Annotated in this window: 15 protein-coding genes and 1 other RNA gene; 8 read left to right on the top strand and 8 right to left on the bottom strand. The window is 33.6% G+C overall.

What is annotated here, in order from left to right; all coding sequences use genetic code 11:
* Nucleotides 1–38 precede the first annotated feature (38 nt).
* On the bottom strand, nucleotides 39–593 hold the full coding sequence (locus RM538_RS03155; RefSeq protein ID WP_311331941.1) for a porin family protein: 555 nt from the start codon (nucleotides 591–593) through the stop codon (nucleotides 39–41).
* A 164-nt stretch (nucleotides 594–757) separates the two neighbouring features.
* A complete protein-coding gene (locus RM538_RS03160) occupies nucleotides 758–1312 on the bottom strand; it encodes a porin family protein (RefSeq protein ID WP_311331942.1) in 555 nt (184 codons plus the stop codon).
* A gap of 94 nt (nucleotides 1313–1406) precedes the next feature.
* Here RM538_RS03160 and xerD point away from each other — a divergent pair, with 94 nt between their 5' ends.
* Together xerD and RM538_RS03170 are read left to right on the top strand one after the other, a co-directional pair.
* Complete coding sequence (xerD, locus tag RM538_RS03165) at nucleotides 1407–2303, top strand: site-specific tyrosine recombinase XerD (RefSeq protein WP_311331943.1); 897 nt, start codon at nucleotides 1407–1409, stop codon at nucleotides 2301–2303.
* Nucleotides 2304–2387: 84 nt separating this feature from the next.
* Nucleotides 2388–3335: an aldo/keto reductase gene (locus RM538_RS03170; protein ID WP_311331944.1), complete on the top strand. Its 948-nt coding sequence runs from the start codon at nucleotides 2388–2390 to the stop codon at nucleotides 3333–3335.
* A gap of 69 nt (nucleotides 3336–3404) precedes the next feature.
* On the opposite strand, the gene rny is transcribed toward RM538_RS03170, so the two are convergent.
* From rny to RM538_RS03190, 4 genes are all read right to left on the bottom strand, one after another.
* The gene (gene rny, locus RM538_RS03175; RefSeq protein WP_311331945.1) at nucleotides 3405–4970 is read right to left on the bottom strand and encodes a ribonuclease Y; all 1566 of its coding nucleotides are present in this window, start codon (nucleotides 4968–4970) and stop codon (nucleotides 3405–3407) included.
* A gap of 98 nt (nucleotides 4971–5068) precedes the next feature.
* Nucleotides 5069–5176: non-coding RNA, 6S RNA (gene ssrS / locus RM538_RS03180), on the bottom strand.
* Nucleotides 5177–5226: 50 nt separating this feature from the next.
* The gene (locus RM538_RS03185; protein WP_311331946.1) at nucleotides 5227–5517 is read right to left on the bottom strand and encodes a cell division protein ZapA; all 291 of its coding nucleotides are present in this window, start codon (nucleotides 5515–5517) and stop codon (nucleotides 5227–5229) included.
* Nucleotides 5518–5526: 9 nt separating this feature from the next.
* Nucleotides 5527–5817, bottom strand: coding sequence for a hypothetical protein (locus tag RM538_RS03190; RefSeq protein ID WP_311331947.1), 291 nt, complete (start codon nucleotides 5815–5817; stop codon nucleotides 5527–5529).
* 151 nt (nucleotides 5818–5968) lie between these two features.
* Here RM538_RS03190 and RM538_RS03195 point away from each other — a divergent pair, with 151 nt between their 5' ends.
* On the top strand, nucleotides 5969–7651 hold the full coding sequence (locus RM538_RS03195) for a M23 family metallopeptidase (protein ID WP_311331948.1): 1683 nt from the start codon (nucleotides 5969–5971) through the stop codon (nucleotides 7649–7651).
* A gap of 16 nt (nucleotides 7652–7667) precedes the next feature.
* Complete coding sequence (locus RM538_RS03200) at nucleotides 7668–10130, top strand: TonB-dependent receptor (RefSeq protein WP_311331949.1); 2463 nt, start codon at nucleotides 7668–7670, stop codon at nucleotides 10128–10130.
* 9 nt (nucleotides 10131–10139) lie between these two features.
* On the opposite strand, the gene RM538_RS03205 is transcribed toward RM538_RS03200, so the two are convergent.
* Nucleotides 10140–11288 carry a cysteine desulfurase family protein gene (locus tag RM538_RS03205; RefSeq protein ID WP_311331950.1) on the bottom strand — a complete coding sequence of 383 codons (1149 nt, stop codon included), beginning with the start codon at nucleotides 11286–11288 and terminating at the stop codon, nucleotides 10140–10142.
* A 94-nt stretch (nucleotides 11289–11382) separates the two neighbouring features.
* Here RM538_RS03205 and RM538_RS03210 point away from each other — a divergent pair, with 94 nt between their 5' ends.
* Nucleotides 11383–12249: a hypothetical protein gene (locus tag RM538_RS03210; protein WP_311331951.1), complete on the top strand. Its 867-nt coding sequence runs from the start codon at nucleotides 11383–11385 to the stop codon at nucleotides 12247–12249.
* On the opposite strand, the gene RM538_RS03215 is transcribed toward RM538_RS03210, so the two are convergent.
* Complete coding sequence (locus tag RM538_RS03215; RefSeq protein WP_311331952.1) at nucleotides 12246–12794, bottom strand: DUF8465 domain-containing protein; 549 nt, start codon at nucleotides 12792–12794, stop codon at nucleotides 12246–12248. The two genes, RM538_RS03210 and RM538_RS03215, sit on opposite strands and share 4 nt — an antisense overlap.
* 165 nt (nucleotides 12795–12959) lie before the next feature.
* Here RM538_RS03215 and RM538_RS03220 point away from each other — a divergent pair, with 165 nt between their 5' ends.
* From RM538_RS03220 to RM538_RS03230, 3 genes are read left to right on the top strand one after another with little or no spacing between them, the layout of a single operon-like run.
* Nucleotides 12960–14906 carry a DUF8693 domain-containing protein gene (locus RM538_RS03220; protein ID WP_311331953.1) on the top strand — a complete coding sequence of 649 codons (1947 nt, stop codon included), beginning with the start codon at nucleotides 12960–12962 and terminating at the stop codon, nucleotides 14904–14906.
* Nucleotides 14907–14938: 32 nt separating this feature from the next.
* Entirely contained in the window at nucleotides 14939–15202 is a 264-nt protein-coding gene (locus RM538_RS03225) for a DUF2752 domain-containing protein (protein WP_311332156.1), read from the top strand.
* 15 nt (nucleotides 15203–15217) lie between these two features.
* The gene (locus RM538_RS03230; protein WP_311331954.1) at nucleotides 15218–15541 is read left to right on the top strand and encodes a CCC motif membrane protein; all 324 of its coding nucleotides are present in this window, start codon (nucleotides 15218–15220) and stop codon (nucleotides 15539–15541) included.
* Nucleotides 15542–15544 lie beyond the last annotated feature (3 nt).

The following is a 15544-nucleotide window of genomic DNA, read 5'->3' on the forward strand; positions in this document are numbered from 1 at the left end:
CAATGAGCTCTTTTTTTAAAAAAATAGTAGGTTTCTAATTAGTTAAAGAACCAACCCACAGAAATTGATGCTACAGAGTTTTTTGCATCTACATCAGATATTACATCAGAAAAACCGATGACATATCTAGCTTGGAAAAACAATCCTAAATCAGGAAGTCTATACTGTGCACCAGCGCCAAAACCTAAGTCAAGTGTTTCGTTATCTTCTAAATCCATAGTTTCACCATCAAATTCAGCTTGAGCATTAATGTTAAACCCAACTTGTGGTCCACCTTGTAAGCTTAAACCATCAGCAATTTGAAAATCTGCAAAAATTGGTAAGTTAACGTAATCTAGTTGTAATGTTACATCATCTGCTTCAGAACCTTGCATCGAGAAAATTAACTCTGGTTGAACAGAAAATAATTCAGATATCCCAATATTAGCAACACCTCCAACATGAAATGCTGTTCTTCCATCAAGATCATCTGCATCATCACCATTAAGTCCAGCAAGGTTTAAACCTGCTTTGGCTCCAAAGGATACTCCTTGAGCGTTACTTGTTGTAACTGCAAATGCAATAATGGCAGTAAATAAAAATAGTTTTTTCATAATTCTTGTTTTATTAGTTAATTAATATCATAAAGTTACTAAAAAATTAAAGCTATCGTATAGGACAATTGCCGTATTTTCTTAACATAGTTTTTAACATACTGACTATCAATAAAAAAAGCAGGCAAATTGCCTGCTTATATTTATTAATCCTATGTAAGTTCTTATAAAAAAGAATACCCTAATGATAGTGTAATTACACTATTTTTCCCTTTGTCAAAACCATCATTATCTGGCACATCGCTTAAACCAAAGTTGTAACGTCCTTCTACCCTAATCCCTAATGGGATGTCCAGTCCTACCCCTACTACTCCAGACAAGTCAAAATCATTGGTAGCAATATCATTTATAGTCTCACCTACTACAGTTTGAGTGTCATCATCTATTAAAATTCCGAATTGAGGTCCTAATTGCACATTTACAATATCGGTTAGGTAATATTTTAAAACAATAGGAACATTTACATAGTTAAGGTCAAACTCTCCAAGTTCAAACTCAGCTCCTTGTTGGGAATATAGTAGGTCAGCCTGTAACCCAATCTTATCGTTAAACTTACCCCCTACAAATACACCTCCTACAAAGCCTGTTCTATTATCAAGTCCAGAGGCATCTGTTATTGTTGCAAAGTTTACCCCTGCTTTTATACCTAAGTCTAATCCTTGCCCAAAAAATGTAGAAGTGCTAATTAAAGCGAGAGTAATTAAAATTAGTTTTTTCATAAATCATATTTTTAAGATGAATACTATAAAGATACTAACGAAAAAAAGACTACCATTATTTCTTTCCTTATTTTTACGTTAAAAGATTTTCATAATGAAGTGGAGTAATGCCATTAATGACTATAAAAACTTTTTAAAGATAGAGCGAGGACTTTCAGAAAACTCTATCACTAATTATGTTTTAGATATAAAAAAATTAGTAGTCTGGTTAGAAGAAAATGATATAAACCTCTCTCCTATTTCAATTTCAGAAGAAGAGATACAAGCCTTTATTTATTCCATAGCAAAAAAAGTACAACCAAGAACTCAAAGTAGAATTATATCTGGTTTACGTGGTTTTTTTAACTATTTAGTTTTTGAAGAATACCGCAAAACAAACCCATTAGAACTTATTGAAAGTCCAAAGATAGGTAGAAAACTACCTGACACTTTATCAATTACTGAAATAGATACTCTAATTAATACAATAGATTTAAGCAAACCTCAAGGAGAACGCAACAGAGCTATCCTAGAAACTCTTTATGGTTGTGGGCTACGTGTAAGCGAATTGATTAACCTCAAAATATCAGATTTATTTTTTGAGGAAGGTTTTATTAGAGTAACAGGAAAAGGTGACAAGCAGCGACTTGTGCCTATAAGTGATACAACAATAAAGTATATTGAAATTTATAAGAATGAGATTAGAAATCATCAAGAAATAAAACCACAAGCATTAGACACCTTATTTCTTAACCGAAGAGGTAATGGTCTAACTAGAGCTATGATTTTTACGATAATTAAACAGTTAACCGAAAAAGCAGGAATACAAAAAACAATAAGTCCACATACCTTTAGACACTCCTTTGCTACACATCTTCTTGAAAATGGCGCAAACCTTAGGGCTATCCAGCAAATGCTTGGACATGAAAGCATTACTACTACCGAAATTTATACTCACATTGACAATACCCATCTTACTGAAGTAATTAATAAATTCCACCCAAGAAAGTAAACGCGTTAAAATACTGCTAAATCAACTCTTTTACTTTATAATGCTTTCCTGGTTTTGTAACTTTAAAAGAAAACTAGATAATATATGAAAACATTAAAATTTGAAAATAACGATACCATGCACGCTATTGGGTTAGGTACATGGAAAGCAAAAGGAAACGAGTTAAAGAAAGCTATAAAATCGGCTCTTAATACTGGAGTAAGGCACATAGACACCGCTGCCATATATGGCAATGAAGAAGAAATTGGAGAGGTCTTAGCCGAAGTTTTTAAGGAAGGAACAATTAAACGTGAAGATGTCTTTATTACTTCAAAACTTTGGAATGATGCTCATAGAGAAAGTCATGTGATTCCAGCACTTCAGGATTCATTAAAAAAACTACAGCTAGATTATCTGGATTTATATCTTATCCATTGGCCAGTAGCTTTTAAGCCGGGTGTTAGTTTCCCTTCTACTCCATCAGATTATTTATCACTTGAAGAAGTTCCAATTGAAGAAACTTGGAAGCAACTTGAAATTGCTAAAGAAAATGGCTTCACACGGCACATTGGAGTTTCAAACTTCAGCAAAGAAAAGCTTAAAGATTTATTGGAGAAAGCTAAACATAAGCCAGAAATGAACCAAGTAGAGATGCATCCTTTACTGCAACAAAATGAGTTAGTTAGCTTTTGCAAACAAGAAAATATTTTTCTTACTGCCTATTCTCCCTTAGGATCTGGCGACAGAAGTAATGAAATGAAAGCTGAAGATGAGCCAAGTCTTATGGAAATTGATTCCATTAGAGAAATTGCAAAAAAACATGATGCTACACCTGCTCAAGTCTTAATAAATTGGCATGCTAATAGAGGGACGGCTGTTATACCAAAGTCTACAACTCCAAGTCATATTGAGTCTAACTTTAGAGCTGCAAAAGTTGAGCTAGATAAAGAAGACATGGAAACAATAGCTTCCTTAGATAAGAATTACCGTTTTATTACTGGAAAGTTTTTTGAGGCACCAGAGAAAGGATACGTTAATATTTATGATGAATAAAAAATGAAAATTCAAATAATAAATCCCAAATATCAGTACTGATATTTGGGATTTATTATTTAAGTTAATCTACTTCGCAATATTTACAGCTCTAGTCTCACGTATAACAGTTACTTTAACTTGGCCTGGATATGTCATATCTGTTTGTATTTTTTGTGAAATCTCAAAAGAAAGTTGTGCAGCCTTGTCATCGCTAACTTTTTCGCTTTCAACCATCACACGCAATTCTCTACCCGCTTGTATTGCATAGGCTTTATTAACTCCGTTAAACCCAAAAGCAATATCCTCTAGATCTTTAAGACGCTGTATGTAAGAGTCTAAAACTTGTCGTCTTGCACCTGGTCTTGCGCCACTAATTGCATCACAAACCTGAACAATAGGAGATAACAAGCTAGTCATTTCTATTTCGTCATGGTGTGCCCCAATAGCATTACATACCTCGGGTTTTTCACCATACTTTTCTGCCCATTGCATTCCAAGGATTGCATGAGGCACTTCAGTTTCGGTTTCTGGAACTTTACCAATATCATGTAATAACCCAGCGCGTTTAGCAAGCTTAGGGTTTAATCCAAGCTCTGCTGCCATAACACCACATAGTTTTGCTACTTCTCTAGAGTGGTGTAGTAAATTTTGTCCATAAGAAGAGCGGTAACGCATACGCCCTACTGCTTTAATAAGTTCTGGGCTTAGTCCATGGATTCCTAGATCGATAACAGTACGTTTTCCAACATCAATTATTTCTTCTTCAATTTGTTTTGATGTCTTACGTACTACTTCTTCAATTCGTGCCGGATGTATACGTCCATCTGTCACTAATTTATGTAATGATAGCCTTGCGACTTCTCTTCTAACCGAATCGAAACAAGATAATATAATAGCTTCAGGTGTGTCATCTACAATAATCTCAACGCCTGTTGCCGCTTCAATAGCTCTGATATTTCGTCCTTCTCTACCAATTATTCTTCCCTTTACATCATCACTCTCAAGATTAAAAACAGATACACAATTATCTATCGCTTCTTCTGTTCCAATACGCTGTATGGTATTAATAATAATTTTCTTGGCTTCTTGCTGAGCTGTCATTTTAGCTTCTTCTACAGAATTCTGAATAAAAGCCATTGCATCTGTCTTTGCCTCTTCCTTAAGGCTTTCCATAAGTTGTGTTTTTGCATCTTCGGCAGAGAGACTAGAAATAACTTCTAATTGCTCTATTTGACTACGGTGCATTTTTTCAACTTCACTTTGCTTTTTTTCTAAATAATCTAGCTTATCGTCATAACTCTTCTTCTTATTTTCAATATCTGCATTAAGTTTTTTAGTTTTTGCTAACTCACTAGAGATTTGAGACTCTTTATCTCGTGTACGCTTCTCTGCATCTGCCATCTTTTTATCACGATTTAAAATTACTTTCTCGTGTTCGGCTTTGAGTTCCAAAAACTTTTCTTTTGCTTGAAGTATTTTGTCTTTTTTTATGGTTTCGCCTTCAGATTTTGCATCCTTTAAAATAGAAGAAGCACTCTTTTTAGCATTTTTAATAAGTTGTGACGCATTGTTTCTTTCTAGAACCTTTGCTATTAAAAAACCAGCTGCAATACCAACAACAGCGGCGATTATTATTAGTAATATATTATCCATTTGATTATATAATTAACTCAATAGTTTAGTTACTATTGAAAGTACTCGTGATAATGAGTACAAATAAAAAAGCCTACATTAATTATGTGATTTTGAATAAACTCCTTAAAGAAAAGTTTAGGGCTAACAAGTTGGTCAAGTATCCGCTCAATGACGGCTCGCTTTTGCAACTTCAACTCACCCTTTTTAAAGAATTCACGTTGAGTTTACCAAAAAATAAAATTAATGTAGGCAGTAACCTTATATGTAAAGAACGTTATGAAAACTGTTCCAGTAACAATTGATTTAAAGCGGTAAGCTTCTCTTCTACTTGTCTAGAATCATTTTCTTTATCTATTGTTTTTTGTTCTACTTGGGCGGCAAACTGCAAGGCACTCATTGCCAATACATCCTGTTTGTCACGCACCGCGTAGCTACTTTCAAACCTTTTAATCATTTGCTCAATTTTCTTAGCGGCTAATCTAAGACCTTCTTCTTGAGAAGGGTCTATTGTTAAAGGGTATACCCTGTCTGCAATAGAGAGTTTTATTTTTAATTGGTTTGACATTTTATTGTTTTATTCAGAAAGTTGAGTTATACAACTGTCAATTTCCCGAACTAAAGCATTTATTTTGAGCTTTGTATCTCTTTTATATTCATTACTGCCAAGCATTGAATTTGCCAACTGCAACGAATTACACTTCTCACGCCAAGTAGCAATTTGCGTTTCGCTTTCTTGTTGTTTTTCTTTCAGCAAATTAAGTTCTGCTTCTAATTTTGCATTTTGCTGCTTCATCTTTTGATGTTTGTGCAACAGTTTGCTTACTCTATTTTCCAGCAAATCAACAATTTCTGAAAGGTTACTCATCACAATTTCATTCAATACTATCTACACAAAGTTAAGATACCGCTGTTAATATGACAACTGTTTCTTATTATTTTTTGTATTATTGAGCAAGATAAACAATAAAACTGCCAAACTCCCCTTATTTAATAATGCTAGAAGAAAATTATAATTAATGAAAAAAGTATTTATTGCATGGCTGCTTTTGGCAACAGCCGTTCAAGCTCAAAAAAACATTCCTACAGATTATTTTGACAACCCAATTAAAATTCCATTAATTCTTTCTGGAAGTTTTGGTGAGTTGCGAAGTAATCACTTTCATAGCGGTCTCGATATTAAAACACAACAAAGGGAAGGCGTTCCTATTTATGCACCTGCCGATGGCTTTGTTAGTAGAATTAAAGTTGCACATTATGGTTACGGAAAAGCACTTTACATAAAACATCCCAACGGCTACAGTACAGTATATGCCCATTTGCAAAATTACGCTGGAGACATTCAAGAATATGTAAAGCAACAACAATATAGTAAAGAATCTTTTGAGATTGAATTGTTCCCAGAAGCAAATCAGTTATCAGTAAAAAAAGGCGATCTTATAGGTTATACAGGAAATAGTGGTAGTAGTGGTGGTCCACACTTACATTTTGAAATACGTGACTCAGCATCTAGACCTATGAATCCTATGCTTTTTGGTATTGAAATTCCCGATACTAAAATTCCATTAATTAATAGCGTATTTGCTTATCCTCTTGGGGAAAATGCCCATGTAAACAAGTCAAACAAACCAACTAAAGTTAGGTTACAACTTCAAAAAGATGGTAGTTACAAGGCAGAAAGCATTCAAGCGTTTGGTGATATTGGTTTTGGAGTTTCAAGTTATGACCAACAAAATGGTGCTTCAAACAAAAATGGTGTTTATAAAATAACTACAACGTATAATGGTGAGCAACAAATAGAAGTGCTTTTTGATAAGTTTTCCTTTTCTGAAACAAGATACTTAAACAGGTTTATAGATTATGAATACTTCAGAAAAAATAAAAGCCGTGTTCAAAAGCTTTTTAGAGAACCTAACAATCCATTAAGTATTATAAATGATACCCCAGAAAATGGAATTATTTCTATTGAAGATGGTTTTAACTCTACTTTTTTAATTGAAATTGAAGATTTTAAAAAAAATAAAATAACTATTAGAGTTCCCATTTCAGGTAAAAAAGATACTCCTATTACAAAAAACAACAACTTACCTGAAGATTATGTATATGCAGACCAAGCAACATCTATTACCAAAGGTAAGTACAGTATATATATTCCTGCAAATGCATTATATGAAAATGAATATCTAGATATTGATGTAAAAGGAGATACACTTCATTTTCATGAAGATATTGTACCTATTCATAAAAATGTAACTATTTCTGTAGATGCATCAAATTATTCGGATACAGACAAAGGAAAACTTTATTTAGGAAGGCTTAACTATAGAGGAGAGCCATATTATAATACTACTTATAGAAAAGGGGATAAACTTTCTACCAGAACAAGAACAATGGGCTCATACGTTTTAGTTTCAGATACAAAGAGTCCAAAAATTCAGCCTGTTAATTTTACAGATGGAAAGTGGATTAGCAAAAACAAAACACTAAAAGTTAAGATTGAAGATGACTTGAGCGGCATTAGTAGTTATAGAGCAACTATAAACGGAAAGTTTATTTTAATGGAATATAATTACAAAACAGACGTTTTAACTTATGATTTTGATGATAACATAATCTCAGAAACCGAAAATAATTTGAAAGTAATTGTTACCGATAATGTGGGAAATAGTGCTACATTTGAGGCAACTTTTTTCAGGAAATAATTAGACCATTTTACTTTTGAAAGCAAAACTACTACCACTACTACTACTTTTTTTAGTTTCAGCAACTAGCCTTACAGCTCAACAAGCAACCATTAGAGGGATCATCCTAGATGAGGATAACAACCCTGTTGGTGGTGTAAATATTTCATATAATGGAGGTGGGGCACAAAGTAATCTTGATGGGTTTTATGAACTTAAAATACCTGCAAACCAAGATGTAAAAGTTACATTCTCTTATGTTGGACTAAAAAATATTATACAAACATTCAATCTCTCAAAGTTTGAGGATGTAGAATATATTCCTGTTATGATGGTTGATGTAGAACAACTTGGCACAACTATAATTACAGGTAGAAAAAATAAACGTATAGAAGGTGTTACCGTACTTGACATTAAAGCCGCAGAAAATATACCTACCGCAAATTCTGGAGTTGAAAGTCTACTAGCATCGTTACCGGGTGTTTTTATTAATGATGAATTAAGTACACAATATTCCGTAAGAGGAGGTAATTTTGATGAAAACTTAGTATACGTAAATGAAATTGAAGTATACAGACCTTTTTTAATTCGTAGTGGACAGCAAGAAGGATTGAGCTTTGTAAATAGTGACCTTACAAAGTCAGTTGATTTTTCTTCAGGTGGATTTCAAGCAAAATTTGGAGACAAATTATCATCAGTATTAGATATTCAGTATAGAAAACCTACGCGATTTGAAGCATCCGCAGATTTGAGTCTTTTAGGTGCAAATGTATCTGCAGGAGGTATAAGTGATGATGGTAGATTGACTGGTCTTATAGGCTTACGTTATAGAGACAATAGCTTATTTGTAAACTCTAAACAAACAGACGTTAATTTCTTTCCTGTGTTTGCAGATGCACAAGCCTATTTAACGTATAAGTTTAGTGACAAATTGCAAGTTGATTTTCTAGGAAACCTTGCTATTAACGAATACACCTATCAACCTGTTACAAGACAAACCAACTTTGGTACGTTACAGGATCCTATCGCACTTTTAATTTTTTATGAAGGACAGGAAGAGGATAGATATGACACCTATTTTGGTGCTTTGAAAGCAAGTTATGAGGTTTCTGAAAACTATACAGCAAAATTCATAACATCTGCTTACCAAACACAAGAGCAAGAGTATTTTGACATTCTGGCGGAATATAGAATTGGAACACCAAACACTAATATAGGGAGTGAAGATTTAGGAGAAGTTGAGTTTACTGAAGGGATTGGAGCTCAATTACGTCATGCAAGAAACGACCTTGACGCATTAATTATTAATGCAGAACATAAAGGTTTGTTAGACATTAATGACAATAACTTTGAATATGGTATTAAATATACCCACGAGGATATTAGAGATCGTATTCAAGAATACGAAATTATTGACTCTGCAGGGTTTTCGGTTCGTCCTCCCCTAGCAGATTTTGCAAATAACCAACCTTATGAACCATTTACAGAAGATATAGTTCCTTTCACACAAGTAAGAGCAACCAATAGTGTGCAAATTGACCGCATCTCTGGATATGGACAATGGAGTAAAAAAACATCTCTAGCCAATGGAGACTTGTGGCTAAATGCTGGGGTGCGTTTTCATAATTGGACCGTAAGTGGTGACAATTTAGAAAGTAATACTCAAACTGTAGTTAGTCCAAGAGCACAAGTTGCATATAAACCTGATTGGGATATGGATATGCTTTTTAGGCTTTCGGGCGGGTTATATCATCAGCCACCCTTTTATAGAGAACTGCGAGACCTTAGTGGAACTGTAAGGCCAGAAGTAAAGGCGCAACAATCTGCACACATTGTTCTTGGTAATGATTATAGCTTTAAGCTTTGGGGAAGGCCTTTTACTTTAAATAGTGAGGTTTATTACAAAGACCTAACAGATGTAAATACCTATACGTTAGAAAATGTTAGAATTAGATATAGAGCTAATAATAATGCAACTGCTTATGCTTATGGTCTTGATACAAGACTAGCAGGAGAGTTTGTGCCTGGAACTGAAAGCTGGGTAAGCTTTGGGTATTTAAAAACTGAAGAGAATCAAGATGGTCGTGGAAATATTGCAAGACCAACAGACCAGCGGTTAAAATTTGCTGTTCTTTTTCAGGATTATGCCAAATTTATACCAGATTTAAAATTATACTTAAACCTTACATACAATACAGGTTTACCGGGAGGATCTCCAGCTTTTGCAGACCCTTATGACTTCCAAACTCGTTTACGTGACTATCGTAGAGTAGATATTGGGACTTCTTATGTTTTAGTAGATGAAAATAAACTAAAAGAAAGTGGATGGCTTAAGGTCTTTAGGGAGTTTACTATTGGAGCCGAAATCTTTAATATTTTTGATGTTAGAAACTCGATTACAAATACCTTTGTTAGAGATGTAGACACACAACAACAGTTTGCTGTGCCTAATTTTTTAACTCCAAGAGTATTTAATGTACGTGTAAAAATGAAGTTTTAATAGCGCTTTTTAGTTTTCCATAAACTCTTTTAAAGTAGCCACTACATAATCAATCTCATCTTTTGTATTGTAACTTGAAAATGAAAAACGTAGGGAAGGTTTCCCTTTATCCTCATCGGGAAGTATTTCGTACAATACATGAGATCCTTTACTACTTCCGCTTTGGCAAGCACTCCCTTTAGAGCAAGCTATTCCCTTTAAGTCTAATTGAAAAAGCAACATCATTGCCTTTTCTGGTGGTAATGGCAAGCAAACATTTAAAAGTGTATATGTACTCTTTTTATTATCATGACAACTACCATTAAACTTAATCGCAGCAATTTCAGAAGTAAGTTTTTCTTTAAAATAGTTTTTTAAGTCTATGATATATGCCTTTTCTTCGGCTAGATTCTTATAAGCAATGTTTAGTGCTTCGGTCATTCCAGCGATAGCATAAACTGCTTCCGTACCAGCCCGCAACCCTCTTTCTTGTGAGCCTCCAAAAATTAAAGGCTGTAATCCTGTATTTTTTCTTACAAAGGCAAAACCAGCTCCTTTAGGCCCATGAAACTTATGAGCTGCAGCTACTGCAAAATCAATAGGGACTTCAGAAAAATCTAATTCAAAATGTCCTACAGATTGCACCGTATCACTATGAAACAAGGCATTGTTAGATTTACACAACTTTGCTACACGTTTAATATCTAGAATAGTTCCAATTTCATTGTTTACATGCATTAAACTAACAAGGGTCTTCTTTTCTGAAGCTTGTAAAAGTTGCTCTAATCCTTCATAATCAACTGTACCACAAGTTCCATGAGTAACATATTCAACCTCAATATTTTGATATTTTTCTAATTGCTGTACTGCATATAAAACAGCATGATGCTCTATTCTACTAGTTATAATCCTAGTAACTTCTAAATCTCGAACACAACTATTAATAATAAAATTATCTGCTTCTGTTCCTCCTGATGTAAATATAATTTCTGGAGCAGTAACGTTTAGATGTGAAGCAATTTGTTTTCGGCAATTCTCAAGTATTGATTTAGATGACCTTCCGTAAGAATGTGTAGATGAAGGATTTCCAAACTCATTTTTTAATACGTTAGTCATACAAGAAATGACTTCATCACGTACTTGTGATGTAGCTGCACTATCAAAATATACTTTTTTCATGCGAGCAAAAATAGGAATTAAAATATTTCTAAGTACCCATCAGTTATAAAGAAATGCTTTTCTTTGTATTTGAGTTTGAAAATTTATGTATTAAATGAAAAAAGTCTTTTCAATTTTAGCAACAATGCTGCTAATTCTATCTTGTGATGATGGAGAAATAATTGTAACCACATTTGATTTTGAGAATGTAAATCTACAAAGTTGTCAAACTAATGATGGAGTAGTTTTTTTTAGTATTAATGATGGAGCTTTAGAGAGTATAGCACTAGACTTAACAATAGCTGAAGAAGATTTTTTAATAGAAGGCACACAAGACTACCAGATTGGCAGCACAAGTAATGTTGTTGATTATAGAATTTTTAACGAAACGGTATCCTCGAGTTACTTTTGCAATAGCATCCCTCCTACTACACCATCAGTTTCTATAAACTATACTAGCAGCTCCGGGGTTGCACAACTAACAAATACAGTACTGCTTGATGATAATGACGGATTAGGTACTGAAATTGAAGGAGATGACACAGATACAGACGAAGATGGAATACCTGACTTTTATGACTTTGATGATGACGGAGACAATGTTCCAACTGGGGTTGAAATTGGAGCTGATGTAAATAATCCAAGGGATACTGATGGTGATGGAACTCCAGATTACCTTGATATAGACGATGATGGTGATGGAGTTTTTACAATTAATGAAGATTTAAACATGGATTTAGACCCCACTAACGATATTTCTGACAATAGTATAGGTCCAGATTATTTAAACCCTAATGTTAGTATAGAAACTACTATAAACACCTATAGAGAACATAGTTATAGCGTCAACACTTCTACTGCTTTATTTATTGAAGATTTAGTATTAGTGGGGGAAGGAGAGGAAATAACACAAGAAAGTCTAGATTTAGGTGAGATTATTGATATATTAACTGGAACAATTACAATAACTCCAGAGTTTTAATTTTTGATATTCTGATAGATGTAAACCTCAGTAGCACCCCTACCATATTTCTTAAAATCTGCATCATAATATTTTACATTGTCATAACGTCTAAACAAATACTCCAGCTCTGCTTTAAGCACTCCTTCTCCAACTCCATGTACAAAAACTACTTTTTGTATTCTTTTTTTAATAGCAAAATCTAGTTGCCGTTTTGCCGTATCTAATTGAATTGTTAACATATCATAATTACTCATCCCTTTTTGATTGTTCACTAATTGATGAATATGCAAATCTACTTCCATAGGCGGCAGCTTTCGTTCCTTTGGCTTTACTTTATAAGATTTTTTTCTTTTTGGAACTTCCTTTTCTGAGATAACATCTTCTAAATCCCTATTAATGAGCTCTTTTTCAATTGCATAGCTCTTATCAACTACTAACTCATTTTTCGAATAGCTCATTACAAAACCATCTTTTGTTAATATAGAAACTGTGTCTTCAGTTATTTTTTGTACAACTCCAGAAATATCCTCGTCAAGTACTGAAACTTTATCATTTATTTTCATAGAAAGCTACTTTACGGCACAAATTTCTGAATTTTAAATCTTTAAAAAGATGTATTTCATCGATAATTTGTCTTTTTTTATATACAGAATGTATTTTTTTTATATTTTTAACGCGCTATTAATAAGGTATTCACCCCCAAACAGAATACTTTCAAATATTTAATTATGAAAAACCTACTACTCAGTTCAGTTTTACTGCTAACTTCTGCTGCTGCTTTTTCTCAGCTGTATGTTGCCCCCAACGCTAGTACTAGTACAGATTCTTACATTTATGTAGACAATCAAATTTTATTTGTAGAACAAGATGTAAATCTTGTGTTAAATAATAATAATCCTACTGTAACAGAAGCAAGCATCTACTTAAGAAACCAATCACAGTTACTTCAAGGAACAACCAGTTCAAACAATGATGGTACTGGTCTTATCTCGGTTATTCAGGATAGTAGATCAGATTCTTATGATTACAATTATTGGTGCTCACCTGTAGGAAATCCTACTCAAGGCGGAGGAGTTGCTGGAAATAGAAATTTTGGAGTATTAAGTATTAATGACTCTCTTGGATTAACCGAGGCAGCTGTAACTCAAACTACACCTGGATATAATGGATCAGGCTCTGGTGATGGATCCGCATCTGGAGTTAACCCACTTACCATTTCTAGAAGATGGCTATATATGCGTCCTGCTAATTCGGGTTGGACATCCATAAACAATAACAATGTTGTGCCTGCAGGTTTAGGGTTTACAATGAAAGGTACAAACGTAACGAGTCATGGAAATGTTCACGCAGACCCTAATAACCAAAGGTATGATTTTAGAGGAAGGCCTAATAATGGTGACATAACAGTAACAACTGCTAATGATGGCAGCATATTATCAGGTAACCCTTACCCATCTGCTCTAGATTTAAATAGGTTATTTTATGATACTACATCATCTGATATTGATGGTACTATGAATGATGGAAATTCTGAAATTCTTCAATTTAGATTTTGGGATGAGGATAGATCAATAAACTCTCACTTATTTGAACAAAACAAAGGAGGTTATGCTACTTGGATTCCTGGACCAAGTAATCCAAACGGGACTAATCCAGGAATCTATACAGTCCCTACTTTTGTATCATACGATGCTGCCGGAAATCCAATGCCAATAGATCCTATGAATGATGATACTGGTTTGGCATATCAAAGACGTTTTTCTCCAATAGGTCAAGGATTTATTATTAAAGCAGGTCCTTCCATAGGTGGTGATGTAACTTCAAATCAAATCACTATAAGAAATGAACATAGAAGATTTGTACAAGAAGGACTGGCAAACAATTCTCAGTTTAGATCTCAAGGAGAAATAGAGAATCAAGACAAATTAAATGGAAGTAAATCTAGTAGTGATATGGGATTTGTGAGGATTTATACCATGTTTGGTGATTCTCACTATCGCGATATGGTACTAACCGTATCTCCTGGCGCTTCTTATTATTTTGACAGAGGCTTAGATGCTCTTCACCCTAACGATGGAGGTGATACTGATGCTTATTTTCCTGCTTATCATACCGAGAATTCATCTGAAAGAGAAAACCTTGTTATACAGGGAGTACCAGACGATTATGACATGATTTTACCTTTTGCTGTCAAAGTTAGCGGCAAGAAAAATAGAATTGATATTACAGCTGTTGAAGAGGAAAATTTACAAGGTCGAAATGTTTTCTTATATGATAGTGAAATCAATCATTATCAAATGATAACTTCTGGTAGGATTGCAACATTAGAAATCGAAGCAGGCACCTATGAAGATAGATATTTCTTGGTTTATAAAGATATAGATAAGATCGAGAAACAAAATTACGAGGAAACTAAAGATGCTATTACAGCTTCAATGGATTTCTTCCAGAACAACAGAGCTTCGCAACTTGAAGTTGGCAACCCAGACAATTATGAAATTATGTCCGCAACTTTATTTGATATGGCTGGAAGAATGGTTTACAGAAAAACTAATTTAGGTAATGCTAATCAATTTCAGTTACCAACTGGTAATTTAAGTGATGGAGTTTACATAGTTAAATTAACAACAAGTGATAATATTGTGATTGACTATAAGATGTCTGTTAAAAACTAAATAAAAATATATTTTAAACAATGGAAGAATACATGCTCCCTTGTTTAAACAAAGAACTTTTCGGCTTAGAATGTTTAGGCTGTGGCATACAACGTGCCACAGCTTTTTTATTTAAAGGAGAGTTTATTGCAGCATTCAAAATATATCCTGCAATCTACACGCTTATATTACTAATTTGCTTCTTAGTCTTTTCTCTATTTTTCAAAATAAAGTATTCTGAAAAAATAAAAGCAGGTTTATTAATTCTTAATATACTAATCATACTAATTAATTATCTTGTAAAAAACTTTTTATAACCATAACAATTAGAAATGGAAAAACAAAAACTCAACACAACTCTCGTTTACATTCTCTCTATTGTAAGCATACCATGTTGTTTTTGTGCAGGACTTGGCTTTATACCTGCAGCAATTGGGTATTTTATAGCAAATTCGAAAGTAAAAGAATATTTATCTAATCCAGATGGTTTTGAAAATGGAGCTGCAATGAAAACTGCAAAATTAATTGCCATGATTGCACTAATTATCAATATTCTATATCTAATTTATACTATATACACTATCTATACTGTAGGATTGGACGAACTTATGGAGCGCTCAAGACAAATGATGGAAGATTATGGTATAAATCAATAATTT

The organism is Patiriisocius hiemis, from assembly GCF_031846325.1.
Classification (GTDB): Bacteria; Bacteroidota; Bacteroidia; order Flavobacteriales; family Flavobacteriaceae; genus Patiriisocius_A; species Patiriisocius_A hiemis.